This is a genomic window from Streptomyces sp. XY431 (genome assembly GCF_001279805.1).
Taxonomy (GTDB): domain Bacteria; phylum Actinomycetota; class Actinomycetes; order Streptomycetales; family Streptomycetaceae; genus Kitasatospora; species Kitasatospora purpeofusca.
Genome location: NZ_LGDO01000207.1, coordinates 1 through 26,112, shown reverse-complemented (window position 1 = coordinate 26,112; position 26,112 = coordinate 1). Strand labels below are relative to the sequence as shown.

15 protein-coding genes and 1 pseudogene are annotated in these 26,112 nt (G+C 70.9%); 9 read left to right on the top strand and 7 right to left on the bottom strand.

The annotated features are described in order from the left end of the window. Positions 1-11 precede the first annotated feature (11 nt). Positions 12-194, bottom strand: coding sequence for a hypothetical protein (locus ADK60_RS20400; RefSeq protein WP_053647906.1), 183 nt, complete (start codon positions 192-194; stop codon positions 12-14). A gap of 1,233 nt (positions 195-1,427) precedes the next feature. Beyond that, positions 1,428-2,672: an FAD-dependent monooxygenase gene (locus ADK60_RS20395; protein ID WP_053647952.1), complete on the bottom strand. Its 1,245-nt coding sequence runs from the start codon at positions 2,670-2,672 to the stop codon at positions 1,428-1,430. 79 nt (positions 2,673-2,751) lie between these two features. Here ADK60_RS20395 and ADK60_RS20390 point away from each other — a divergent pair, with 79 nt between their 5' ends. Beyond that, positions 2,752-3,324: a TetR/AcrR family transcriptional regulator C-terminal domain-containing protein gene (locus tag ADK60_RS20390; protein ID WP_199839705.1), complete on the top strand. Its 573-nt coding sequence runs from the start codon at positions 2,752-2,754 to the stop codon at positions 3,322-3,324. A 331-nt stretch (positions 3,325-3,655) separates the two neighbouring features. Here ADK60_RS20390 and ADK60_RS20385 read toward each other — a convergent pair whose 3' ends face one another. Further along, positions 3,656-4,078: a hypothetical protein gene (locus tag ADK60_RS20385; RefSeq protein ID WP_234371175.1), complete on the bottom strand. Its 423-nt coding sequence runs from the start codon at positions 4,076-4,078 to the stop codon at positions 3,656-3,658. A 755-nt stretch (positions 4,079-4,833) separates the two neighbouring features. Here ADK60_RS20385 and ADK60_RS20380 point away from each other — a divergent pair. Further along, the gene (locus ADK60_RS20380) at positions 4,834-6,177 is read left to right on the top strand and encodes an FG-GAP repeat domain-containing protein (protein ID WP_053647900.1); all 1,344 of its coding nucleotides are present in this window, start codon (positions 4,834-4,836) and stop codon (positions 6,175-6,177) included. Positions 6,178-6,239: 62 nt separating this feature from the next. Further along, entirely contained in the window at positions 6,240-7,580 is a 1,341-nt protein-coding gene (locus ADK60_RS20375; RefSeq protein WP_053647898.1) for an FG-GAP repeat domain-containing protein, read from the top strand. A 350-nt stretch (positions 7,581-7,930) separates the two neighbouring features. Here ADK60_RS20375 and ADK60_RS20370 read toward each other — a convergent pair whose 3' ends face one another. Together ADK60_RS20370 and ADK60_RS20365 are read right to left on the bottom strand one after the other, a co-directional pair. Continuing rightward, on the bottom strand, positions 7,931-8,800 hold the full coding sequence (locus tag ADK60_RS20370; RefSeq protein ID WP_053647896.1) for a DUF3592 domain-containing protein: 870 nt from the start codon (positions 8,798-8,800) through the stop codon (positions 7,931-7,933). A gap of 92 nt (positions 8,801-8,892) precedes the next feature. After that, entirely contained in the window at positions 8,893-10,008 is a 1,116-nt protein-coding gene (locus ADK60_RS20365; RefSeq protein ID WP_053647895.1) for a hypothetical protein, read from the bottom strand. Between the two features lie 6,090 nt (positions 10,009-16,098). Between ADK60_RS20365 and ADK60_RS20360 the strand changes: the two genes are divergently transcribed. Next, complete coding sequence (locus ADK60_RS20360) at positions 16,099-16,665, top strand: SMI1/KNR4 family protein (RefSeq protein WP_159400509.1); 567 nt, start codon at positions 16,099-16,101, stop codon at positions 16,663-16,665. A 938-nt stretch (positions 16,666-17,603) separates the two neighbouring features. On the opposite strand, the gene ADK60_RS20355 is transcribed toward ADK60_RS20360, so the two are convergent. Beyond that, entirely contained in the window at positions 17,604-18,209 is a 606-nt protein-coding gene (locus ADK60_RS20355; protein ID WP_053647890.1) for a DUF6461 domain-containing protein, read from the bottom strand. Between the two features lie 987 nt (positions 18,210-19,196). Here ADK60_RS20355 and ADK60_RS20350 point away from each other — a divergent pair. Then, positions 19,197-19,538 (top strand): hypothetical protein, encoded by a 342-nt coding sequence (locus ADK60_RS20350; protein ID WP_053647888.1) that lies wholly within the window; start codon positions 19,197-19,199, stop codon positions 19,536-19,538. 543 nt (positions 19,539-20,081) lie between these two features. Here ADK60_RS20350 and ADK60_RS20340 read toward each other — a convergent pair. Next, the gene (locus ADK60_RS20340; RefSeq protein ID WP_234371174.1) at positions 20,082-21,776 is read right to left on the bottom strand and encodes a hypothetical protein; all 1,695 of its coding nucleotides are present in this window, start codon (positions 21,774-21,776) and stop codon (positions 20,082-20,084) included. Between ADK60_RS20340 and ADK60_RS48460 the strand changes: the two genes are divergently transcribed. The 4 genes and pseudogenes from ADK60_RS48460 to ADK60_RS20325 all read left to right on the top strand — a co-directional run bounded on the left by ADK60_RS48460 (position 21,759) and on the right by ADK60_RS20325 (position 25,367). Continuing rightward, positions 21,759-22,163, top strand: a complete 405-nt coding sequence (locus ADK60_RS48460; protein WP_234371173.1) for a hypothetical protein — start codon at positions 21,759-21,761, stop codon at positions 22,161-22,163. The two genes, ADK60_RS20340 and ADK60_RS48460, sit on opposite strands and share 18 nt — an antisense overlap. 1,420 nt (positions 22,164-23,583) lie before the next feature. After that, positions 23,584-24,147, top strand: a pseudogene (locus ADK60_RS20335) (NF041680 family putative transposase); the annotation flags it as partial. Beyond that, on the top strand, positions 24,144-24,566 hold the full coding sequence (locus ADK60_RS20330; RefSeq protein ID WP_053647882.1) for a hypothetical protein: 423 nt from the start codon (positions 24,144-24,146) through the stop codon (positions 24,564-24,566). The pseudogene ADK60_RS20335 and the gene ADK60_RS20330, both read left to right, overlap by 4 nt. 225 nt (positions 24,567-24,791) lie before the next feature. Further along, entirely contained in the window at positions 24,792-25,367 is a 576-nt protein-coding gene (locus ADK60_RS20325; protein WP_234371172.1) for a hypothetical protein, read from the top strand. The last annotated feature ends 745 nt before the right edge of the window (positions 25,368-26,112 follow it).

The following is a 26,112-nucleotide window of genomic DNA, read 5'->3' as shown; positions in this document are numbered from 1 at the left end:
GCAGTAGAACCTCAGTAGACCTTCGGGTCCGCGTCGGCGTTGGCGAGGCCGTGCTGTACGTGCTGCGACTCGCCCGGGATGAGGAGACCGACAGGCGGTTCCACGGCCTGCCGCCAGGAGCAGCCGACCTCGCCCGCCGAATCGCCCACAGCCTGGCTCGGGCCCTTCACCCAGGACGCCTGGCCGATTCCCACCTCACCCGGATCATCCGGTGCAGGGACCGGCCACTTCCCGAACGGCCGCACCTGGACACGGACGCCAGGACCAGTCGGACGCCCTGCAGCGCTCGGTCGGCCTCGCGTGTCCTGGCCGCCGTGCCCGTGCATCCTCGGAGGCAAGGTCGATCGGCCGGCCGGAACCTTTGACAGCACCGGCTGCCCCCGACACTCTCACCATCCGATGTTAGCGTCAACATGGTTACCTACCAGAATGGCGCGAGTGATCTTCAGATCCCGCCCTCTCCCTGCCCAGGGAAGGTCCGAGGGTTCAGAAACAGTCTCAGCCGCCGTCTCCCGCACCCCCGAGCATGCAGCCGAACGCCGGGACACCCGGCAGGGCCTCGTCCCCTACCGGCCCGGCTTCGGTGTCCAGCGCCTTGTCGAGCCGGCTCGGAGTCCGGCTCCTGTGCACGTGGGGGGCTGAGGTCCACCGGCTCTCGCCTCGCGAATCGAGGGGCTCTCGAAGATCGTCGACAACGCATTGGCAACGACCCGGGACAGGGAAGCGGAGCGGCGCTTGCTCACTGGCAACCAGCTCAGGGACGACCGTTGATCATCTGTGTTCGGTTTGTGCTGGCAACGCCTCAAGGTTCCGTCACCGCCCGAGTCGAGGGGGGCGGCGGCGCGCTCGGCCTGCCACAGGGCGAGGGCTTCCCGCGCGATCCACGGCGCCACCTCACCGCCCGCCCCCGAAAAGGGACACAACGTCCACTGAAGCCGCCCGGCACGACCGGCTCTGACGCTGGCGGCCCACCCGGCCACGGCCGGACGGTGCGGAACCGTGCGCCGCGGCACCCTCCGGGGTGGGCCGGCCCTCGGACGGGGCCAGAACGGCGCCGGTGCTCTCCTTGCCTGAGGCCCGGCGGGGAGGCTCAAGCCCGGCCGCGACCCGCATCCGCCGAGCCCGGATCGTTTCCGGCCCAGATCGTTCGATGACAGAGAAGACTGTCCGGGTCCAGGGCCGACCGCTTCTCGGGTCCGACGGCCCGCGTCGGCACGAAGCCGGCCGGCATCGCCACGTCACCCTCGTCAGCGCCGTCCGCCTGTTCCTCACCGAACAGTGCGCCGCCCCGAAATCCCGGTCCGGGGCCTGACCTTCCACCAGGCCCTGGGCCTCCCTCCGACATCTCACCGCCACCTGGGCCAGCGCCTGCCCAACCTGGCGACAGCCCGCCCCGTGGCGGCCCTGCGACACCACCTGGCAAGGCACTACTGGGTGTTGTGTCGTGCTGGGGGGAGTTGCCAGGTGCCGCCCCGCTCCGTCTTCGACCGGCGTGCGAGGAGGTCGGGGATGTGCAGGAAGCAGGCCAGTGCGGTGGCCGCCTGGAAGGCGTTGACGGCACGGCGGGTCATCGGCAGGCCCAGGTGCAGGAGGCGTGGATCGACCTCGGCCTGGATCCGGTCGACGAAGGGGCGCAGGACGGTGTCGTAGTTCGCCAGGGCGGTCGGCAGGTCGTCCGGGTGGCGATTGATCTCGTCGGCCAGGACGAGGGCGCCGACCAGGGCGGCAGAGGTTCCCATGCCGCTGTAGGGGGAGGCGCAGTGCGCGGCGTCCCCGGCCAGGACGACGCGGCCCTCGGACCAGGTGCCGGTGCGCACCTGGAGGGTCTCCTGGGAGTGGAAGAAGGGGCTGGTTGCCATGGCGTCGACGAAGCGTTCGGTCTGCCAGCCGGCGTCGCGGAACCTGCGTGCCCAGAACGCCTGTTGACGGTCGACGGGGGCTCGGTGGATCGCGGAGGCCTCGGCGGACTCCTCCCGGAGCACGAAGTAGACCTGGGTCTCGCTCGGGTTGTGGCTGCGGCGCATGATCTGTCGGCCGCCCGGGGCCATGTAGGTGTCGCGGATGTCGGTGTCGGAGGCGATGCGGGGGACGAACCAGTAAGCGGTGTGGATGCCGAGGCGCCAGTACGGGTCGAAGCCCTCCGGGAGGATCGCCCGGCGGATGCGTGATCCCTGGCCGTCCGCGCCGACGAGGAGGTCGAACTCGCCGGACGACCCGTCGGAGAAGTGGGCGACGACCTGGTGCTCGTCCTGGTCGAAGCCGTCCACGCTCGTGCCGAAGACGTACTCGGCGTCGTGCTCGGTCGCGTCGTTGAGGATGCGGACCAGGTCGCCGCGCATGATCTCGTACTCGGACGTCAGGGTCTGGCGGCCCTGTCCGGAGGTGTTGGCCATGATCGTGGCTCTGGCCCTGCCGCGGGCGTCGACGAAGGCGACGCCCTTCTCGTCGACGAGCTTGCTCCGGACCTCGTCGAGGAGGCCCATGCGGCGAACGGCCTCGATGCCCTGGCCGCGGAGGTCGACCTGGGCGCCGGTGGCCCGCAGGGCGGGGAACCGTTCGACGACGGTCACCCGGTGTCCGCCCCGCGTCAGCCAGAAGGCCAGGGCCTGCCCGGCGACTCCGCCGCCGGCGACGAGGACGCGCAAGGAGCGCGCCCCGGAATCCTGTGTCATGTTCATCACCTCAAAATCTATCGGTGAATGATTCTTCTCCAGAGTTGTCTATCGGCGATAGATTGTCAACGTGACGAAGATGAACCGTGGGACCGTGGTCGCCGAGGCGCTCGACCTGCTCGACGAGGTCGGCCTGGACGGCGTCAGCACCCGGCAACTGGCGAAGCGGCTGGGCGTCGAGCAGCCGTCGCTGTACTGGCACTTCCGCACCAAGAAGGACCTCCTGGCCGCGATGGCCCAGGCCGCGATGGCGCCCCACACGAACGCACCGCTGCCGACACCCGGGGACGACTGGCGCGCATGGTTCCTGGAGAACACCCGCAGCTTCCGGCGCACCCTGCTGCTGCGCCGCGACGGCGCCCGCCTGCACGCCGGCTCCACGCCCACCGCTGACCTCGACCGGATCCGCCACAAGATCTCGTTCCTCGTCGCCTCCGGCGTACCCGAGCGCGACGCGCAGATGGCGATGCTGACGGCGAGCCGCTTCACGGTCGGCAGCGTTCTGGAAGAACAGGCGGACGCCGGTCCCGGTCCCGGTCCCGGCGTCGGCCAGGGGCTGCCGACCGACGTGCCGTCCATCGACCCCGAATCGGCGTTCGAGGCGGGGCTCTCTCTCATCGTGGACGGCCTGACCCCGCGCACCACGGCGTAGCAACGGGACCTGCCCGCCTGCCCGCCGCCCTCCGTGCCGCGCCTCGGACGGGGAACGCACGGGGCCCCGCCACTTCCGACGGCGAAGTGGTGAGGCCGGGGAGCCGTGAGCCCTGCGCGCCGAGAGTGGAGCACCGCGGCGATGGTCGTGGACCTGGACCAGCCGGCCGCGTTCGGTGGTGGTCTCGGTGACGCCGTTGGCACCGGTCACCTCACCGTAGGTGTACCGGGAGCCGCGGGCGCGGCCGGGCGGGCCGGCCGTGCATCGCCATCTGCCCGAGAGTGCACAGGCGCTCCGAGACATCGCCCGGTGTGTCACTCGCTCCTGAGATTCAGTCGGACGATTGCTCGACTGTCGCTTTGGCGGAGTGGTGTCGGAGCCGAGCGGCCACGAGTTCCGTCTCGACGAACGTGCCCACCAGGCCGGTCGTCCTCAACTCGTCCGCCATTGAGCGTGCTTGTGCCAGCGACAGGTCGTGGACCTCTCGAAGGGCGCGTAGGACGGGCACGGCACTCGCCTCGGGCGCTGTCGGCCGGAGCCGTGCCGGTCCGTGTTCCGCCAAGAGGAGCCGGCGGATCTCCTCGGGAGTCCGGCAGTCGCTGTCCTGGTCGCACCAGGCGGCGGGGCAGCCCTGGCAGTGGCCCTCGGTTCCCCACCGCGGACGTCCGCGGTCGATGACCTGACCGGTGTCGAGTATCAGCACACCGCCGCGTTCCTCGCATCGCGCTGTGATCCTCACACCCTGGGTGATCACCGTGCTCCTCACGGCGCGGGCGTGGCACCTCGGCTGCCCAGCACGGGCCGCTCGCCCGTGGAACTGGACGCTTCGCGGCGGCCGCTGCTGACGGTCGGTCGGAGGGCACCGGGTAGCCGGATGTGCCTGGCGTGACGTGTGAGACCTCAGGCATGAGGCGTGGGCCGTTGGGCGGTGTCCGGGTCCGACCGCGGTGGACGGACCCGGCCAAGGCCGGTTCGGGTCAGCGCCGACCCCTGGTCCGGCCGCCGGGCGGCAGGCAGGCTCTTGCTCGACGGCAGGAACGAGCAGCCGAGCGGAACCCGGACAGCGTCACCGCGGAACCCACCGGGTCCGGACCACACCCGTGTTGTGCGTGCACCCCGAAAGGAGTCCCTTTCAGCATCAGCTCTCGCACCACGAAAGCCCCTGTGGTCGTCACCCCACCCCCGCCCCGGACGGGCGCCGACGCCACGGGCCGCCCGTAGCAGTCCACTTGGGGCCCACCCGGACGTCACCGGAGCGGGGCGCGCCCACTCCCGCGCCCACTCCCGCGCCCACTCCCGCGCCCACTCCCGCGCCCACTCCGCGCCCGCCGTGCACCCCACGCATGCCCAGCCTGGCCTGCCCCTGACCCGCCCCTGCCGGCACACGGTCGGCTGCGATCTCCTCAGCACCTTCGAAACCTGTCGTGGCCCGACTCCTCGACGACGGCACATCCGACCCAGCGAACGAAGCCTGCGAACGAAGCCTGCGAACGAAGGAAGTGTTTTCCCATGAAGAAGACTCTGCCCAGGGCCCTGCAACTCCTCGTCGTGAGCGCCGTTCTGGCCGGCGGGACCGTGGCCGCGACAAGCCCCGCGTACGCGGCCCTGCCCGACGTTTCCTGCGGCACGATCACCTCCGCCGACACCGCCGCCGCCGCTCAGCTGAACCAACAGCTCACCGGCACCCTGCGGAACGCGGTCACCGCGTACCGGATGTCCTGCGCCCGGGCCATCGTCAACACCGTGCGGGCCATCGGAGTGCCGCAGCAGGCCGAGGTCGTCGCGATCACCACCGCCATCGTCGAGTCCACCCTGCGGAACAACCCGAACATGGAGGACCACGACAGCGTCGGCCTGTTCCAACAGCGGGCGTCGTGGGGCAGCACCGCACAGAGGCTCGATCCGGCGACGACGACCCGCAAGTTCGTCAACGCGCTGCTCTCGACGTATCCGAACAACTCCTGGACGAACAAGCCGATCGGCGAGGTCTGCCAGGGCGTCCAGCGCTCGGCCTACCCCGACCGCTACCAGTACCAGGTGGCCGACGCGCAGCGGATCGTCGACGCCCTCGGCCAGGCCCCCGCAACTCCGGTGGGGATGACGGGATTCGCGTCGGCCGACTTCAACGGTGACGGGAGGGCGGACCTGGCCGCGGTGGACGCGGTGACGGGGAAGATGTTCCTGTACCCGGGCACCGGGGTCGGCACCTTCGCCCAGCGGAGCTTGATCGGCACAGGGTGGGACACCGTCGGCAATGTGACGCCGGGCGACTTCAACGGCGACGGGAAGACCGACCTGGCCGCGGTCGGCGAGGGGGACGGCAACCTGTACATCTTCCCGGGCACCGGTACGGGTGCGTTCGGCACGCCGTGGTCGGCGGGCACCGGCTGGAACAGCCTCGACAACTTCTCCGCCGGAGACTTCAGCGGTGACGGAAAGGCGGACATCGCCGCGGTCGGCACGGGCGACGGGAACCTGTACGTCTATCCGGGCACCGGGACGGGGTACTTCGCGGCTCCGGTCAACGCCGGCACCGGCTGGAACAACCTGGACCGTTTCACCGGTGGCGACTTCAACGGTGACGGCAAGGCGGACATCGCTGCCGTCGGCAAGGGCGACGGCAGCCTCTACGTCTTCCCCGGCACGGGCACCGGTTGGTTCGCCGCCCCGGTGAGCGCCGGTACCGGCTGGAACATCATGCGCGACCTGGTCGGCGGTGACTTCAACGCCGACGGCAGGACCGACATCGCCGCCGTTCAGGCCCCCCGGGGCGCCGCCGGGAACATGTACCTCTACCCCGGCACCGGCCAGAACACCTTCGGCAACCGCACCGCCATCGGCACCGACTGGTAGCCCGGCTCCCCGCACCGGTCTCCGACACCCACCCGCCATTCAGCAGATCGAGGTAGTCAGCCATGTCCAGGACCAGCCGCTTCCGCCGCGCCTCCGTGCTCGCCCCGCTGCTCGCCGCCGTCGCCGCGGCCGGCCTGAGCGCACCGCCCGCCCAGGCCGGCTCCTCCCTCGGCGGCTCCGTCAACCGGTCCGAGATCCTGCCGCGCGCCCAGTACTGGGATGCCCAGGACGTCCAGTACAACCAGGGTGCGACGTACGGGGACGGCGACGGCCACTCCTACCGCACCGACTGCTCGGGGTTCATCGCGATGGCCTGGCACCTGTCGGCCACCGGCCTGGGCTCGGCAACCACCCAGACCCTCGACAGCCGGTCGCTGACCACGCGCATCAACAAGGGCGACCTGCGCCCCGGTGACGCGCTGGACAACATCAGCGACCACGTCGTGCTCTTCGTGCGGTGGAACAACCAGGCGAACGGGGACTTCACCTACCTCCACCAGTCGAACTCGCGGACCGACATGACCTACGGGAGCGGGAACGTCTACAGCGGAAACATATCGAGCTACCCGGCGAGCAGCTACGTGGCTCTGCGGTACAACAAGGTCGTCGAGGACAACAGCACCCCTCCGCCGGCCACTCCGGTGGGGATGACGGGGTTCGCGTCGGCCGACTACAACGGTGACGGGAGGACCGACCTGGCCGCGGTGGACGCGGCGACGGGGAAGATGTTCCTCTACCCGGGCACCGGTGTCGGTACCTTCGGCGAGCGGAGCCTGATCGGCACCAACTGGGACTCGCTGACCAGTATGACGCCGGGTGACTTCAACGGTGACGGAAAGGCGGACATCGCCGCCGTCGGCAAGGGCGACGGGAAGCTGTACATCTACCCCGGTACCGGCACCGGCGCGTTCGGAACGCCCTGGTCGGCGGGCACCGGCTGGAACAGCCTGGACCGTTTCACGGGCGGTGACTTCAACGGTGACGGCAAGGCGGACATCGCGGCGGTGGGTACGGCCGACGGGAACCTGTACGTCTATCCGGGCACCGGGACGGGGTACTTCGCGGCTCCGGTCAACGCCGGCAACGGCTGGAACAACCTGGACCGTTTCACCGGCGGGGACTTCAACGGTGACGGGAAGGCGGACATCGCCGCCGTCGGCAAGGGCGACGGCAGCCTCTACGTCTTCCCCGGCACCGGCACCGGTTGGTTCGCCGCCCCGGTCAGCGCCGGTAGCGGCTGGAACATCATGCGCGACCTGGTCGGCGGTGACTTCAACGCCGACGGCAGGACCGACATCGCCGCCGTCCAGGCACCTCCGCGGTCCACCGGCGACATGTACCTCTACCCCGGCACCGGCCCGAACGCCTTCGGCAACCGCACCGCCATCGGCACCGACTGGTAGGTCCCGACGAGGCACCTGCCGTGACACCGCGAACCCGCCGGGCCCATGGCCCGGCGGGTTCCCGCGTCCGGCCCGAGGAGCAGCGGACCGGGCGGCGTGAACGGCGGTGGCCGGGGCCGACCGGCGCGCCCCAGGAAGCCGCACGTTGCGCGAGATTGACCGCCGGAGGTACCAAGCCCTGCTTCGAGCGCGTTCAATCTCGCGATCTACCTCCTGTGCCTGCTGCCGCTCCTGCTGCTCCTGAGCGGGCCCGGTTCCGGTTCGCTCACGGTCGAGACCGGCCTTGCGGACCCGGCTCCGAGGGAGCCGACTCCTGCGGAGCCGCCGGACGACCCGGTCCCGAGGTCGGGTCAGAGCAGCAGGACGCCCGTGACGGCCGCTGCCGCGACGAGGACCAGGAACACCACATTGATCGCGATGTCGGAGCGCACCGAACGCTGTTGGGCCGTGTGGTCGAGGACGAATCCGGCGGGGTCGTCGGCGGGGTAGTGGACCGTCAGGTGCCGCCCGTACGAGTCGGCCGGATCCGGCACCCCCGTGTCGCAGTGCGCGATGACGGCCGCGCCCTCGCGGGTGGTGAACGCCACCACCGGTGTGACCGTGGTGGAGGTGCTGCCCTCGGCGTCGGTGGTGACGTCCCGGAGTACCGCGACGATCCGGCCTTCGGCGGCGACCATCGAGGCCAGCCGCTCACGGCGGTGCCTGGTGTCGCGCACGTTCCCCGGCAGGTAGCAGACGCCGATGAGGGCCCACGGCCCGCAGACGCCGATCAGCGCCCACGGCCAGCCGCGGTCGACCGCGGCGGCGACCACCAGACCGGCGTACAGCAGGAACAATGCCGTGTTCGGCCAGCCCAGCCCGCGACCGCCCGCCTGCGGGTCCGCGGTGAACCGGTAGTCGTGCGGCCTGCCGCGCGGGTAGCGGACCCCGATCTCCCGGCCCGTCCACGCGGCGGTGATCGTCTCACCCTGCTCGCCGTGCTCTCCGTCGTTCGTCACCACGACCCGCGCGCCGCTGGACGGTTCGCGGTAGGACACCACCACCGGGATTCCGCCGCGCCGGGAGCCGCCGTGCCGGGGCGCCCGCACCTGCTCGATCCGTCCCGGGACCCGCACCGCCCGCTGCTCGCGTGTCATCCCGGCCAGCGACCTGCCGTACCCCACCAGCGCGACCGCGCCCAGCACCCCGCACCACAGCGCCAGGTACCCGTGCCACCCCATCGCCCGTCCCTCCTGCCGTTCCGACCCCGCTGCTCCGCCGGCCCGTTGCTCCACCGGCCCGCGCCACCGCGACCCACCGCTCCTGCGCGCCCTCAACGGGCCGGGCTGCGCCGCACCACCACGCCCCGCCCGTCCGCCTCCAGCGAGGCCGGGCCGCCGGCCCCGGTCACGCCGATCCTGATCGTGAGCGCACCGGCCAGGCGCTCCGCGGAGAGCTGCCAGGTGCCCGGCGCGTCGACACCGAGCGTGGTCCTGGCCTCCTCGACCAGCGCGGGCAACCGGTCGAAGGGCAGCGACCGCGGGTCGAACGCCGGGGCGCTCACCCCGGCGGGGGCGAACACCACCGTCAGCAGCTGCTCCCGCACCACGACGGTCAGCGCCTGCTTGCCGTCCCCGCCCCCGGTGAGCGACTCGACGGCCTCCCGCAGCACGCCCCGGTCCAGCACCGACCGGCCGGGTCCGAAGGCCACCGTGCCGGTGGTCGAGGAGGCGACCGTGGCCGTCACCGAGAACGTGCTCGTGCTCGTGCTCGTGCTCGACGAGGTGACGGGGACGGGCTGGGCGGCGGGCGCGTCGGTGTCCTTCCCGAACAGCTCGGCCCGCATGAGCAGCACCACGGCGGCCGCGCCGAGCAGCACCCCGAGGAGAGTGGTCAGGCTCCAGGCGCAGCCCTCCTGACGGTCTGCCACCACGGCCGGCCCGGGTGCCGGCTCCAGGACGGCGCCGGCCGCCCGGTCCTCCCACTCCGGGGTCGGCCGCTTCACGATCCGCAGCAGCCACGGCCGGTCCGGAGGGTAGCGGACCACCAGGACCGTGCCCGGCCGGTAGTCGGTGAGTTCGGAGACGTGCACGTCCTGGGTGATCCGGATGCGGAAGGCGGGCGCCAGGTCCGGGGCGACGGTCAGGTCGAAGCGCACCGGGACGTCCGTCTCCTCGACCGTGCGCATCTCCCGTCCGTCGATCAGCGCCAGTGCCGTGAGGGGAGCCAGGGCGCCCTCCCGGGCCCGGCGCGGCGCGCTGACAAGGCGGAACAGCAGTGCGTAGGCCGCGAGCAGGGCCGGTCCGGCGACGATCAGCGGGACCTTGCCGAGAGTGCAGCCGACGACGAAGGCGGCCAGCGACACCCCGATCACGCCGCCGGTCAGGAATCCCCTGGCGAGGTCTAGGGGAGCGGCACCGGTGGGCGGTGCGATCGTGGCGCTTGTCATACGGGTGATTCTGTCCGCCGAGGGCGACTGCGGACAGGGGTCGGTACGCGTTCGATCGATCATTTTCCCGGTCGACCGTCATGACGGTCCGTCGGCTGGTGGCGATGACGACCCGACAGTGACGACCCGGCGATGACGGCCCCGCGACGACGCTACCGGCCGCGGACCCCGGGGGGCTGGGTCCCCGAGGCCGTGGTCGAGTCCGTGGACGGCTGACCCCCGCGCTCGCGGGGAGGACGTTGATCAGGACCGTACGCCAGTAGTCGCGCGCGGCTGCGCTCGCGGGGAGGACGTCACCTCGACCGCCCGTCGTCGGCGATCATCCGCGTGCGGCTGCGCTCGCGGGGAGGACCTTTCGCGACCTGCACCGTTCTCGCGACTCTGCAAACTCTTGACTAACCTTCGGGAACACATTCGGGCTGGCCTGTTGAGGTATCAAGGAGCAGCGCCCATCGTGGCAGACACCGGCGACGTGGTACCCCGTTTTCGTTGCTGTCCGCTATACAACAGGGGGACGTCGGCTGCGGCTGCCTCCACGCTTGATGGGAGGACCGCCTGAGCGTCTCCGAACCGGCGTTGCCGATCGGCTGACGCCCGCGCTTGTGGAGAGGACAACGCGGTGACCCAGCGGGCGTTGGTCCTGGACGGCTGACCCCCGCGCCTGCGGGGAGCAAACCCCGCACTTGCGGGGACCCTGATGGTCGGAGTGACGTACGACCGCGGGGGTGAGAGCAGCAGCTCGACGCCGTACGACGAACTCGCCCGCTGACCCCCGAAGGTACGGGGAGGACCCTTCGTCTACACGGCCAGGCCGAGGCGCTGGCGGCTGACCCCCGCCTATGCGGGGAGGACTCCGACCAGGCGGTCTTGAGGTGGTCGACCACGGCTGACCCCCGCCTATTTGCGGGGAGGACGCGGTCCGGGCCGGTCAGTTGAGGTGTCAAGGAGCAGCGTCCATCGTGGCAGGCCTCGGTGGCACCGTGTCCCTCCTCGCTCTGTGAGCCGGCGCTCCTGCGGGCACAGCAGGAAGAAGGGGAGACAGAGCCTGGCGTACAGACCGACGGCCGACCCCCGCCGGCGCGAGGAGGGCGTGACCTTCGCCCGACGGAGACTCTTCTCCTCCGGCTGGCCCCCGCGCACACGGGGAGGACTCGGGATCGGTCGCGGGACGGGGGGCGGCTGACCCCCGCGCTCGCGGGGAGGACCTCGCGGACGATCGGGCACGACAGGCACAGGGCCGGCAGCCCCCGCGCCTGCAGGGAGGACACGAACTGACGTGACAGCAGGCTCAGGACGTCCGGCTGACCCCCGCGCCTGCGGGAGGACCTGCACAGCAGCTGGAGGACTACAAGGCTCAGCGGCTGACCCCCGCGCCTGCGGGGAGGACACGATCCGACTGCCCATGTACGGTGGTGGCGGCGGCTGACCCCCGCGCCTGCGGGGAGGACGACACCTCCGACACGTTCGGTGACTTCGACTCCGGCTGACCCCCGCGCCTGCGGGGAGGACCTTCGCGACCTGCGACGTTCTCAGGGCTTTGCCATTTCTTGACCAGCCTTCGAGGAGCACATTCGAGCTGGCCTGTTGAGGTGTCAAGGAGCAGCGTTCATCGTGACAGACATGGCCGACGCGACGGGTCGGTTTGGTGGTCGGCCGGGCTTTCGGGAGGCCGGCAGTCGGCCGTGCGGCGTGGAAGCGGCCCCTGCCTCAAGCACGATCCCGCCGACTGACCCCCCGTGGGCGCGGGGAGGACCCGGTCTGTTCGTCGACCAGGCGGCGCGCGTTCGGCTGACCCCCGCGCTCGCGGGGAGGACTCTGCCGTGACGCCGTAGCGCGCGACGAGCTGCGGCTGACCCCCGCGCCTGCGGGGAGGACTTCGTTTCCGTTGACTTGGAGTAGTCGCGGACCGGCTGACCCCCGCGGGCACGGGGAGGACGTCGAGGCGCTCGCGCAGGATGTCCAGCTCGGCGGCTGACCCCTGCGGGCGCGGGGAGGACGATGTCGCGGATGCCGAGGTGGGTGCGCAGGCCGGCTGACCCCCGCGGGCGTGGGGAGGACGGTCGGCGGACGAAGTTGCCGCGCCCGTGAACCGGCTGACCCCCGCGGGCGCGGGGAAGACGCCAAAATGATCCGGTCCGCCATCGAGTACGCCGGCTGACCCCCGCGGGCGCGGGGAGGACATCGGGGTCAGGTTGCCGATCCGGCGGCCCGCCGGCTGACCCCCGCGGGCGCGGGGAGGACGCGGCACCGCGCCAGCAAAAGCGAACGGGCGCCGGCTGACCCCCGCAGGCGCGGGGAGGACCGCTGTGTTCGGAGTCCGGACCGCGCGACCAGCGGCTGACCCCCGCGGGCGCGGGGAGGACCCTTCGCGACCTGCACTGTTCTCGCGACTTTGCAACTTCTTGACCGACCTTCAAGGAACACATTCGGGCTGGCCTGTTGAGGTATCAAGGAGCAGTACTCATCGTGGCAGACACCGGCCACAGTCCGTGCGGAAGGGACGGCTACGAATCCGAGTGGGACGGCCTGGAGGACGGCCGACCCCTGCGGGCGCGGGGAGGACCAGGCCCGCATATACATCGCCGAGCTGGCGGTCGGCTGACCCCCGCGCCTGCGGGGAGGACCGGGTCCGGTCTGTTCGCCGCATCACCTGGAACGGCTGACCCCCGCGCCTGCGGGGAGGACCCGAACCCGGCGGTGTCCGGCACCACCTTGACCGGCTGACCCCCGCACCTGCGGGGAAGACGACGGGTGGGCGGCCCTGGTGGTCGCGCAGGGCGGCTGACCCCCGCACCTGCGGGGAAGACACGGCGGTGCGGCCCTCGGCGGGGACGTTCTCCGGCTGACCCCCGCGGGCGCGGGGAGGACCATCGAGGGCTCGGTCCTGCCAGGGACTGGGCCGGCTGACCCCCGCGGGCGCGGGGAGGACGCCGGCGTGGACCCAGCCGGTTTGGCTGCGGGCGGCTGACCCCCGCCTGCGCGGGGAGGACTGGGGCTCGTAGAGGGTGATGCCGCCGATGACCGGCTGACCCCCGCCTGGGCGGGGAGGACGACACCCAGCCCCCGCGCAATGCGGAACAAAACGGCTGACCCCCACCTGCGCGGGGCCGACAACGTCCGGCTCACCCGCGCCCAGCAGTCTGACGCCCGCTGATACAGGGAGGACTTGCCGAAGAAGCCTCGGCCTGGGCGAGATCCGGCTGACCCCTGCGGGTGCAGGGAGGACAAGAGCAGGACCCCGAGGCCGAATCAGGCCGGAGGCTGACCCCCGCCTGCGCGGGGAGGACACGATGTCGGCCTCGGGCCAGGGGCCCGTTTCTCGGCTGACCCCCGCCTGCGCGGGGAGGACTTCTCGGCGATGACCTTGCGCACCGGGGGGAGCGGCTGACCCCTGCGGGCGCGGGGAGGACAGCACCCGCTTCATCCTCGGCTGGATGCCCTTCGGCTGACCCCCGCGGGCGCGGGGAGGACCCGCAGGGCTCTGACCTGCGGCGGACGGAATTCGGCTGACCCCCGCGGGCGCGGGGAGGACCGGGAGACGGCGCTCGCCCTGGCCGACGAACGCGGCTGACCCCCGCAGGCGCGGGGAGGACGGCCTGGCCGTCGGCCTCGCCATCCCCCTCCACGGCTGACCCCCGCGGGCGCGGGGAGGACACGAGACTCTGCGTGACGGGGTCGGGGTCGTCCGGCTGCTCCCCCACGGGCGCGGGGAGGACACGAGACTCTGCGTGACGGGGTCGGGGTCGTCCGGCTGCTCCCCCACGGGCGCGGGGAGGACGTGGATCGCCTCTAGCCGCGCTTCGTCGACCACGGTTGACCCCCGCGGGCGCGGGGAGGACGCAGTACGGACCATCCAGCGCGGCGGCAGCCGCGGTTGACCCCCGCATCCGCGGGGAGGACTCATCCCCGCGGATGCGGGGAGCAGGCGGACAGTGCCGCCGAGGTGCTGGTGTGGCGGGGATCATCCCCGCGGACGCGGGGAGCAGCGGGCACCGACAGGTAGGTGCGCGCGGGTACGGGGGATCATCCCTGCGGACGCGGGGAGCAGCTCTACAAGACCGTTTCTGAGCTTCGCGAGAAGGGATCATCCCCGCGGACGCGGGGAGCAGGTTCGTGACCTGCGGGTCTGTCCGACGAGAACACGGAATTCTGCAGCTTCCAGAGATCCGGGCATTTCGGGCACTCCCACAAGTATCCCGAGAACACAGCCCACCTCGTGCAAGCCAACCGAGCCTCTGCCTGTCCTCGCGCTCGCGGGGTGACCGGCATGTCGATCGTTACGGTCCGGGCCGGTCTGTGGAGGTGTCAAGGAGCGCTGTCCATCGTGGCAGACGGCGACGACACCCGTGGCGCGATTCCACCGCGAGGGACTCGCCGACCAAGCGCTTCCGCAGGAGGAACCCCGTGTTGTCCGCGGACAACACGGCCAGCCATCGACCACGGAGCGCAGGGAAAGCAGAGCTGCCACAACCCCGACCGTCGGACAGTCAAGATCACCCCCGCCTCCGCAGGGAGAGGTGACGAACGGCCGACCCCGGCGGACGCGGGGAGGACGTCACCGCCGGCTCCGACGACAACTGGCCGTCCGGCCGACCCCCGTGCTTGCGGGGAGGACGCCGAGCCCGCCCCGACGACTCGCGACATCGTCGGCTGACCCCCGCGCCTGCGGGGAGGACCTGGTCTACGGCGGCGCCGCCGCCGCGGCCACCGGCTGCCCCCCGCGCCTGCGGGGAGGACGACAAGGGCCGGCGGTTGCAGCCGGACTCCCGCGGCTGACCCCCACGCCTGCGGGGAGGACGTGCCGATGCCGTCGGTCATTGCTCCGTAGAGCGGCTGACCCCCGCGCTCGCGGGGAGGACGAGTTCAGGGCGGCCACGGCTGCGGCGTCCGTCGGCTGACCCCCGCGAGTGCGGGGAGGACGCGGTGCCCGGCATCCGGGCCAACCTCGACCACGGCTGACCCCCGCCCGCGCGGGGAGGACGTTGAGGACGACGCGGATGTCCCCGTCCGGGGCGACTGACCCCCGCCTGCGCGGGGAGGACGACGGCAGCTTCTCGACCGCGTACCCGATCGTCGGCTGACCCCCGCCCACACGGGGAGGACGAAGCTGCGCACCGTCCGGGCGCCGGCGGCAACGGCTGACCCCCACGCCTGTGGGGAGAACCCGGGGCTCGCGGCGGGAGTTGCCCTCCCCGCCGGCTGACCCCCGCGCCTGCGGGAAGGACTCGTCCACCCGGCCGACGAGGACGACGAATAGCGGCTGACCCCCCGCGCCTGCGGGGAGGACACCTCCCTCGCGGCGACCTGGTGCTGGTGGACGGCTGACCCCCGCGGGTGCGGGGAGGACCCCCGTTCCCGCCCGGCTGGTGGATCTGCCTGCGGCTGACCCCCGCAGGTGCAGGGAGGACAGCCACGGCTACCCGGACTTCACCTGGTCCGACGGCTGACCCCCGCGGGTGCGGGGAGGACTTACCGGCCTCCGTGCCCGCCTTCTCCATCTGCGGCTGACCCCCGCGGGGCGGGGAGGACATCACCGAGGCCAGCCAGCCCGACAACGTCGTCGGCTGACCCCCGGGCCTGCGGGGAGGACGTCTCCCTGCTCACCGTCCCCGGCCTCGGCGACGGCTGACCCCCGCGCCTGCGGGGAGGACCCTTCGCGACCTGCGGCGTTCTCGGTACTTTGCAGTTTCTTGACCAGTCTTCGAGGAGCACATTCGAGCTGGCCTGTTGAGGTGTCAAGGAGCAGCGTCCATCGTGGCAGACGGTGACGACACCGTAGTGGGCTTCCACCGCGGGGGACTCGTCGGTCGGGCGTTCCGCAGGAGGAGCCTCCGTGTTGTCCGCGGACAACACGGCCGACCACTGACCACTGATGGCGGTTCCTGGGGAGGGGTGTTCACGAGAGGTGCTGACCGGTGGCTTCGCGGCGGGGCTGGAGATCGCTTCCCATCGGTGCGGTGATCGTTTCCCGTTCCGTGCCGCCCGTGCTGCAGCGACTACGGGTGAGGCGGGCATGAGGGGGATGGCGGGCACGCCGAGGAGGCGGCTAAGGTCACCGGCACGTGTGAGGTGCGAAGGGGAGTGCAGGCGGTGGGCGACTACCTGGACAGGATCCAGCGGCTGATGCCGCCGCCTGAGCGGGTGCCCCGTGTGGACTGGGGTGCAGCCCCGGTGCACGCTGGCTTCCGGTTTCCGTCCGACTACCGTGCATTCGTGGACCGGTACGGGGCGGGGAGCGTCGGGAACGAGTTGGGCATCCTCACACCGCTCATGAGCGGCTCCTGGTTCGGTGCCACGAATGGGTTCGAGGCCATGACCGGGTACACCGAGCACGAGGTCGGGCGGGCCATGCGGGAGATGCGCGAGGTGTGGCCGGACAATTTCCCGTTCTCGTTCCACCCGGAGCCGGACGGCCTGCTGGCCTGGGCCCGGAATCCGAACGGGGACGTCTGTTTCTGGCATATGAACGCTTCTGACGCCGACGCGTGGCCGGTCTATGTGTGGGAGCGCGGCCGTCGCAGTTCGGAAGCCTGGTCGCGCTACGACCACGGCATGACCGGGGTCGTCCACGACGCGCTGACCGGCGCCGAGCCATTGAGCAGGCTGCTGGTCTCCGCAGCCTCACAGGAGCGGCAGACCTGGTTCGGCGCCGCGTAACGCGGCCTCGCACCGCGGTGGCAAGGACCGGCGCCCGAGGCCGACATCCCACCCGCCCGGTTGAGTGTCGCACCAGGCTGACAAGGTGGACCTCATGGACAACGGCTGACCCCCGCGCCAGCGCGCGGGGGGGCCTGGCAGGTGAACAACGAGGCCACCAGCGTCCCGGCTGACCCCCGCGCCTATGGCGAGGACAGGACCTGGACTGGTACTTCGCCGGCGGGGGCAGGCTGCCCCCGCGCCTGCGGGGAGGACACGCACTGCATCTGGCCGGCCTGGGCGAACTCCGGTTGACCCCCGCGCCTGCGGGGAGGACCGCTGGGGCGGGCCGTACGGTCGCGTACCCCGCGGGTGCGGGGAGGACTCCTGGACCTTCGTCAGGTACTCGATCAGCGCCGGCTGACCCCCGCGGGTGCGGGGAGGACATCCGGTGGCCGGCGGCGTGGTTCGACTCGACTGGCTGACCCCCGCGCTCGCGGGGATGACGTGCTCCGCGAGGCCAAGGCCGCGGGCTACATCGGCTGACCCCCGCTTGCGTGGGCAAGACCCGTCGCTCGCGGCGTCGTCGTACAGGCTGTACGGCTGACCTCCGCGCCCGCAGGGAGGACCCGGGTTCGCACTGTCGGCGGACCAACGACTGCGGGTGACCCTCGCCCGCGCGGGAAGAACCCGGCCACCAACGTCCACGACATGGGGTTCGCCGGCTGACCCCCGCCCGCGCGGGGAGAACCCGGCGGGGAACCCGGGCAGCCCTGGCCAGGACGGCTGACCCCCGCGGGCGCGGGGAGGACAGGTGCGTCTCATCGAAGAAAATCCAAGTCTCCGGCTGGCCCCCGCGTCTGCGAGGAAGTTTCCTCTGTGGACAGCGCTCACGCTCGGGCCCGCCTTGTCCCAGGACAGCCGGGACGACTGTCCGGTCGCCTTCCGGCCGAAGGAGGTCACCGAGACCGGACGGTGGCGCAGGTGAACAGGGTGTCCTGGAGCAGTGTCGGGGTGACGGCGATCCCGGTGAGGTGCTCCGCGAGTGCGAATGCCGCTGGTGAGGACAGGTCGGTTTCGGGAGCTTGCTCCTCGAAGTGGAAGCCGGTCTGCTTCATGACATCCAGGAGTTCGTCGGGCGTGGTGCCCCAGCGTTCGTCCGGGTACATGGGGTCGAAGCACAGTCGCAGGACCTGGTCCTCCGCCCAGAGGAACGTGCCGAGGCCGTTGACGTTGACGAAGTGGGAGACCCAGCAGGCCCCGGCGGAAGCCGGGACGGCTCGGTCCTCGGTAACACCGAGGTAGCCGTTGGGCTCGATCAGCAGCGTCCAGACTCCGACCGTGGTCGTGGCGACCAGCTGGCGCTCGCCCCGCTCCGGTTCGTCGTGCGCGAACGCGGCGTCGACGACCGCGGCTATGCCGTGCAGAGGAGCCTCCGGCCGGCCGTCGAGCCGGGACAGCAACTCGGTAGGTGACAGGCCGCGGACCAGGGTGAAGCAGTACGCATCGGCGATGTCCGGAAAGTCGTTCTCGAACCACGCGTAGTCCGCACCTGTCCTCGTCATACCGTTCATCCTTCACCCCACCTCCGACAACAAAGGCCGGCTACCCGATACGGCGCCACCGGCGCCCCGGTGCGGGAACGGCTCCGTCCCCGGCGGACCCGCCGCCGCCTGGCCGCACCACGACGGCGAGCCGCCAGCCCTCGAGAACACCGTGATCCGCCCGGCCGTGGAGAAGCTCCCCATCGCCGACTGGCCCCCGCCTGCGGGGAAGACCGCTTCTTCATCGTGGCCTCTGCCAACCGTTTGCCCGGCCGCCCCCGTCTGCGCGGGAAGGACCCTCCAGTGGCTGGCTGGTGTGTTGCCCTCCCCGGTTGGCCCCCGCCTGCACGAGGAAGAAACGGCCCCTCCGGGCAGGTCTGTTGAGGGGTCAAGGAGCAGTACTCCATCGTGGCAGATGTCGGCAAGGCTGTGCCGGGGGTTCACGGTTGGCCAGGTTTCGGGGGCGAGTGCTCATCTGTGAGGAACAGCGGAACCTGTGCGGCGGTGAGCTTGGCCTCGTCAAGCTGGCGGTTCTCGTCGGCAGTCCGTTCGTAACAGGGAGAGGCGTTCTGTGTCAGCCTGAGTGGCTTTCCGACGCAGGCCGGTCCGCCGTCTTCGGGGCGGTATTTGGGGGCGATCCAGTGGATGGAATGTACTTTATGTGTCAGTTTGGCATGCTTTGAGCCAGAATTGACTGCTGGACTGATGGGTCGACAGACGCTAGAGTGGCGGACATGTTGAAACAGTAGAGATGATGATGCATCGCAAGACTGAATGGGCAGCTCCCTTCTGGAGCCTGCTTAACAGTCAGGCGCCCTGGAGTATTTCGCGTGACGCGGAGTTCTCAAGGGGATAAGTGTGTCTTCATGTATTTATGCGTCAGGTCCCTGGGATGCCCAGGGGCCTTTTTTGTTGCCCTGAAACCCCTGCACCCCCCTTTGGGTGTGGGGGTTTTGCCTTCACGGGAACTCCTCTCCGCTCGGCGGAGACTCATAGAAAGAGACTTGAATGTACACGGTCAACAATGTGGAGACGACGGTCACCGTCCGAATCGACGGGGACGGCACAATGACCGCTGACGGAGCGATCCAGGGCCCGGCCGAGATCACGGTGCAACGGACAATGACCATGTTCCAGGTCCACCAGCCGTCGGCGGCCGCAGCCGAACACACGACTCTGCCGACAGGCGCCAAGCCACAGGACGTCCAGAGCGACGAGCCCACCCCCAGCAGGGCTTCAAGGCTCCGCACACGTGCAATCGCCCTGATCGAGCAGATCGCCAAGTTCGCACACATCGTGCTCGCAGCCGATCCAGTTGTTCAGATCCTCCGGGATGCACTCCCTTTCTGACCCGACCGTCCAGCCCTTCCAGAAGATCCTCCTCGTGTCCCTGCCCATCCTGCGAGAGAGGCAGGGACACGAGAGGTTCGAGGTCGTCAACAGGAACAGTCGCCCTCCTTGCACAGGTACCGGGCAGCCACAGGGTCACCCCTACGCCAACGGGGAGCACCCGTCGAGCTCCTGGAGGGGGGTCAGCTCTCGGCTGACCCCCGCAGACGCGAGGAGAACAACGCCCGTGCCCGCAGGGGCGGCCATGTCACCGGCCGCCCCTGCGGGCACGGGGAGGACAGCCTGGTGAGCAACGCCCTGACTCGCATGTCCGGCTGAGCCCCGCCTGTACAGGGAGGGCATCCGCCTGGACTCAGTGGATGGTCTGTTCGGCGGCTGCCCCACGCTCGCGGGAAGCACCCTCCGGTGGCCGGCTGGGGCGCTGCCCTCCCCGGCTGCCCCCGTCCGTACGGGGAGAGGCTCTCGACGTCGCGCCGGGCACCGGTCTTTCGCCCGGCCGACATGGATCCGAGACGCTCCGTACCGATCGGTCTGTCGGCGTGGTCACACATCGGTGGCTCTCGGTACGAGCCTGACGGGGACGGCGCGTGGTGGTACCGCGTGGGCGGCGTGGCAGCGTTCCTGTTCCCGGGCCCAGATCTTCAGGAGGGCTTCCTCGGAGCGCGGGACCGCGAGGCCCAGGTCCTCGAGGATCCCTCGGAAGTAGGGGACCGGTCCTCCGCCGGGCGCCACCACGAGTGAGGACAGCAGTGGTGCGTCAGTGTCGTCGGTGCACCGTTCGGCTTCTACCAGCCGTCGTCGGCGCTCGGTGTCGCTGGTGTTCCTGACACTGCCGAGCAGGGGCCATCCGATCGTGCCGCCTTCCCGTGCCACGGCCACCAGGCGCTGTCGCAGCTGCCTTACCGTCTGCGGTACTACGGGCGGCTGGGAGGCAGAGGCTTCGGCCGATCGGGACGGCTCTTCCGGGCCCGGGGCCGGGGATGCTGCGGGAGTTGCCGGCCGGGCGTCCTTGCGGGTGCCGGCGAGGTCCGGTTGTGACCGGAGGGGCTTTCGTGCGTCTGTGACGGCGGCTTCGAGTCGGGCGATCGTGTCTCCCAGGAGGGTGATGCCGCGTTCGTCGAGCAGCGTTCTGCGGGTGCTCTCGAGGTAGCGGCGGGCGAGCCGAAGCTCCGCTCTGAGTGCTTTCCCCGGGCTCCCGGGTGTCGTCTTTGCCAGGGTCCGGCCCTGGGCGGTCAGGTGTTCCAGGCGGGCGCGGTCCGCCGCGACGCGTTCGGCCGTGACACGTCGGCCGGTGTTGGCTCCTCGGCCTGCTGCCGGCGGGCGTCGCCGGGCGGGGCGGGGGATGTCGAGGGGAAGGACCTCGGGGACGGCCGCGTCGAGGGAGAGTGCGGGAGGCATGGTGCGGGCGGGCAGTCCGTACTTGGCGAACGCACGGTCGGTCTCGCGCTGGCACCACCGCTTCAGGTGGGCTTTCGACGAGGGACGTCCCAGTCCGAGGTCCTCCACCACCAGGTGCAGGTACGGGAGCGGTTCGCCGGCGTCGGTTCGGATGAGGGCGGAGAGAACTGGGTCGTTGTGGTGGAAGACGTGGTCCACGCCTGCGAGGACGGTGCGGAGCTCCGCGTCGCTGTGGTCGGACAGGTCGGCGCCGATCGTCTGCTGCAGGCGGCTCCAGGTGGGTCGGGTTCCCCATCGTGCGTGGAGCTCCAGGGCTTCGCGCAGTGCGGTGACCAGTTCGTCCCCTTCCAACCGTCGGCCGGGGGTTTCCTCGTCCTTCCGTGCGGTCGATGGGGCCTGTGTGCGGGCCGCAGTGTCAGGGCTGCGGCGCGCGGCCTGGATGTTCCTCACGGCCGCAGTGTTCAAGCCTTCGTCGTCGAACGCGGCCTCGGAGAAAGGGGTCCAGGTGGTGTCGCCGGCAGGCTGTTGGACGCCCAGGTAGGGGCAGCGCGAAGCACCTCGTGTCTCGAACCGGATCCGGAAGACGTATCCCTGTTCGTCGAAGAGCTCCCGTGGTGCGGTCCTGCCCTGGCCGAAGATCCAGTCTGTGCGGTCCTGGCCAGGACGGACCAGCTCGTCCGCCGGTGCCTGTGGCCTGTCGGGCCCGTGTCCCAGCCGGAACCGGAGACGCCGTCCTTCGGAGAGGGTCACATCGATCCCGGCTGCCGGCTGTCCTTCGGACCAGACAACCCCACCGCGCAGACCGCGTCCCGTCATCCACTCGTGCAGGGCCTGCTTCATGAACAGATGATCGGCACTGGCCTCACCCGTGGCCGTCCTCGCACAAGTGTGGTGCGGGTGGTGGGCGAAATGGCAAACCTTCTCCTGATAAAGACGGTCAGTCAGCGGCTCGCCGCAGCCTCCGAGCAACGTCCCGCACCAGTACGTGTAGTCAGGATGCCTCCGCCGCCAAACAGCCAGCACTGCGGCCTCGGTCGGGAGAATGATCGCCCTGTCGGAGTTTCTGTTCCCGATCACAGCGGTCTGTATCCGGCGGTGATCGACGAAAAGCGGTGGCATACAGACACTCCGGCGACGATCGCGGCGCGAAACGAACCATCTCGATGGTGCCATGCCGTTCTGCGCGACATCGCCCTGATCGTCGAACTGGGCCCCGGTACTGGCTGACCCCCGCGCTTGGGGGAGGACTCAGCTCACCGGCCACGGGCTCACCCCCTCGCCGGCTGACCCCCGCGCTTGCGGGGAGGACACAACCCTCGCGCGCGGGCGTCGCTCGCGTGCCGGCTGACCCCCGCGGGCGCGGGGAGGACACCTGCTCCTGCTCCATCGCGCCGGAGATGCCCGGCTGACCCCCGCGTTCGCGGGGAGGGCACCGCAGTGGTCGCCGAGGCCGCACGAAGGGACGGTTGACCCCCGCGTTCGCGGGGAGGACTGTTGACCACGCAGAGGGGCCGAACTATCACTCGGCTGACCCCCCGCGCTCGTGGGGGAGGACTCATCCGGTAGGAGCCACCCACTCGCCGGGGCCCACCGGGTTCAGGGCCGGCGCGTCCCCGGGAGGACTGCTGCCTGAGGTGCGGCCCACAGAGGGATCACCTCGAGCGTGGCGGCAGAGCTCGGGGAAGCGTCCTCGGAGACGGGCCGAGGGACGGTGATGATCGGCCGGCCGATCCCAGCACGGGCGGCTCAGCGGTGATGCCGGCTGCGGGATCACCCCCGCGGACGCGGGGAGCAGGCTGCGGGTGCCGTTCCCGCGTGCTGGCCGGGGGGATCACCCCCGCGGACGCGGGGAGCAGGTGACGGCGCCCTCGGCGACCCGCTGCACTTCTGGATCACCCCCGCGGACGCGGGGAGCAGGCGGTGCCAGGGCCGGCTGGCGGTCTGTAGTGGGGATCACCCCCGCGCCTGCGGGGAGGACGGCGGAGAGAGCACCGCGTAGCAGCCCTCACCCGGCTGACCCCCGCGGCTGCGGGGAGGACTTCCATCAGCAGCAGCGGCGTGATCCGGCGGGCGGCTGACCCCCGCGCTGGCGGGGAGGACAAGCGGTCCGCCATGGAGTTCATCGAGCTGAACGGCTGACCCCCGCCTCTACGGGGAGAACGTCCTCGGCCGCCATGACCAGGCCGCGGACGCCGGCTGACCCCCGCGCCTGCGGGGAGGACGGCGGCACTGCCTACGTGCTGCACCTGAAGGGCGGCTGACCCCCGCGCCTGCGGGGAGGACAGCTTCTTGATGATCAGGTTGATGATGCCGAACGGCTGACCCCCGCGGCGCGGGGAGGACCGCCTGGTCGAAGACCCGGGACCGCGTGGTGGCGGCTGACCCACGCGCCTGCGGGGAGGACCGCTGCTCGTCCGTCAGTCGACGGGCGGTGGTCGGCTGACCCCCGCGCCTGCGGGGAGGACTGGACCGGCCTGCGCGCGGAGACCTTGGACGGCGGCTGACCCCCGCGCCTGCGGGGAGGACGCCGTCCGGCAGGCCGGCTACAGCGCGGCCACCGGCTGACCCCCGCCTGCGCGGGGAGGACTAGCTGAATTCCGCCGCACCCTAAACGAATCACGGCTGACCCCCGCCTGCGCGGGGAGGACTTCGTCTTGAGGTGGACCGCCTGCCCGGCGGCGGGGATCCGCTGCCGCTGTGGCTGTGGTCCTCCGCCACCGGTCTGACAGGTGCCGGCGTCGATCTGCGCTGGCAGGCGTTCCTGCGGCGCTTTGACCTGGAGCACACGTTCCGCATGATCAAGCAGACCCTCGGCTGGACCCGACCGAAGCTCCGCACTCCGGCAGCGGCGGACCGGTGGACGTGGCTGGTCATCGTTGCGCACACCCAGCTCCGCCTTGCCCGGCCGCTCGCCGAGGACGTCCGTCGGCCCTGGGAGCGACCGATGAAACCGAACAGGCTCACCCCGGCCCGGGTTCGCCGCGGGTTCAGAAACCTCCGCCCGGTGTTGCCCTGCCCGGCCCGTGCGCCGAAGCCCTCACGGCCGGGCCCCGGCAGACCGCTCGGGTCGAAGAACCAGCGACCGGCCACCCGCTACGACGTCGGCAAGACCGTCCGGCGCCCGGAGACCGTGGTTGAACGCGATCACGCCAGACTGCAAGGCAACGGTTCCCGGTCTGTCGGCCCCGCCGGGCAGAATGCGCTCCCGTGAGCCTCCACTTCGAAGTCGTCTTCACCTGTTTCCTCCGGGGCGACACCCCCGACGCGGTTCTGAACGCCCTGCGATGGCACCTCGGCCTGACCGCCGAGCGTCCCACCGTGCTCGACCCGGAGGAGCACACATACCCGGTTCTCGCCCCCGACCCGGACGGCGGCCTGCCTGGGGGAGACTTCGCTTCCCTGCGGCGTCAGTCCCGCGGCTTCGCGGCCGGCCGCGAGCTCTTCGCGTGGGGGCTGTTCAGCCGCAACTGCTGGCTCGACGACGAGATGGGCGAGCTCGTCACCATCCTTGACCTGCTGGCACCCCATATTGAGGAACCCGGCTACGGCGGATACTTCCGCGAGGAGTACGACAGCGAACCGACCGTCTTCACCTTCGCGAACGGCACCTACGGGCCGCTGAAGCTCTGATCAGGTCTGCCTGCTGAGCGTCGAGAAGTTAAAGCACAAGCTGACCTTGTCGTTTAGCGTCCGGCTTCGAACAAGCGGGCCCCGTAATGGCAGGCTGTGGTCGTGAGAATCGCGAGGAACGACCAGCCAAGGCCGCTGTCGACATGCTGGCTCTACTGGATCGCCGTACCGACCGGGGACCAAGCGGGAGTCATTGCGTCCCTGGGCCTCACCCGGCCCGTACCCGTGACGTTCGCCGAGGCCGAGGCTGTCATCGACGAGGACGGCCACGGAGAGGCCGAGGACAATCCGGACGGACTGGCCCGGGTGTACGTGAGCCCCGAGATCGAGGGATGGACTCTGGTGATCGGCCCGTGGTGCGATCCGTGCAACACCGACAGAAGTGACAAGGTCCTGCGCCTGTGCGTCGACCTCAGCTCCCGCTACGGAGGGGCGCAGGCGTACTACTTCGGTACACAGAACGACGGCTCGGCCTGGCTGATCGCAGAGCACGGGGTGGTGGTGCGGCGCTACTGCGAGACCGGCCAGGTCGACGACGGACTCCTCACACTGGGGGAACCGCTTGTGCAGGAACGGGCGGAGCGGGAGCGGATGGGTCTGCCGCCCGTCTGGGAGGAGAGCGCGCGCAACGGTGATGCCGAGGAGGAGTGGAAGTGGCGTGCCTTCGACATGGCCGACGAGATCGCCTCGGCCCTGGGCGTCAATCCGCTCACGCTGACTGAGTCGATGCGCGTGCACGGCGTCGGTGTTCTTGCGGAGACACCTGCACGCAGCGGCCCGCCCACGGCGGCCTCCGGCTGACCCCCGCCTGCGCGGGGAGGACAGTTCGCGGTTCAGCGATTTCGTGCGGTAGTGCGGCTGACCCCCGCCTGCGCGGGGAGGACGCGACCCCGGCCGGCGCCCCGTGGTTGAGCAGCGGCTGACCCCCGCCTGCGCGGGGAGGACCCTTCGCGAGCTGCGGCGTTCTCGGGGCTTTGCCATTTCTTGACCAGTCTTCGAGGAGCGCATTCGAGCTGGCCTGTTGAGGTGTCAAGGAGCAGCGTTCATCGTGGCAGACATGGCCGACGCGGTGGGTCGGTTTGGTGGTCGGCCGGGTTTTCGGGAGGTCCGCGGTCGGTGGTGCGGCGTGGGTCTGCTCGGCTGGGGGGGTGGAGCCGGTGGTGTTCTCGGCGGCCGGTTCGGTGGTCGAGGGGAGGCGGGTTGTCGGGTTCGGCGGCGGTGCGGGATGTGGTTGCCCTGTTCGAGGACGGGCTCGGCGGATGCGGCGTGCGAGAACACCGGTCACCGGGTGAACGTGCCGTCCTCGTCATCGGCGAGGCGCGGTCGAGCTTGCGAACACCGTCGGACTGTCCCTGCTGGCGCAGGGAGGACTCGATCCCGGCGCGGGCCCGCTCCCACCCAGGCTGACCCCCCTGCGTGCGTGGGGAGGAGCCTTCGTGGTCCGGAGCGTCGTGCTTCTTTGTCCTTTGCCATCATGCTGTGGTGGCTCACGACATAGTGTTCTTCCTCGCGCCCGACGATGAGGCTGTCGCGGCGATGCGCGGGC